Raw genomic sequence first — 296 nt, 5'->3', positions numbered from 1 at the left:
CCGCCCCCCCGCCGCCCCCGCCGCCCCGGCGGACGGGGTCGCTGGGTATGGGGGGGGGGGGCCCCCCCGGGGGGGGGGCGGGGCGGGGGGGGCCAGACTTGACGCCATGACGGATGCGTACGGCGGGGCGGCACCGATCCCGACCAGGTTCGGCCTCGTGCCGGCCGGGAGCGCGGTACCCGACTGTTCCGAGGAGGAGCGCGCGGTGCTCGCGGCCGCGGGGCAGCGCGGGCTGCGCGCCGTCGACTGGCTGCTGGGGCTGGCTGCGCCCCGGCCGGACACCGAGGCGGGCAGCG

The 296-nt window shown here is 82.4% G+C and carries 1 protein-coding gene; it reads left to right on the top strand.

The features are described from left to right. Positions 1 to 106 precede the first annotated feature (106 nt). Positions 107 to 296 (top strand): hypothetical protein (locus ACFV0G_RS03340; RefSeq protein ID WP_380540797.1); only part of this gene is annotated, 190 nt, incomplete at its 3' end.

Origin of the sequence: Kitasatospora sp. NPDC059571 (genome assembly GCF_042735675.1) — a bacterium.
Classification (GTDB): domain Bacteria; phylum Actinomycetota; class Actinomycetes; order Streptomycetales; family Streptomycetaceae; genus Kitasatospora.
Note: the sequence above shows the minus strand (reverse complement) of the source record. Positions and strands in the feature narration are given on the sequence as shown.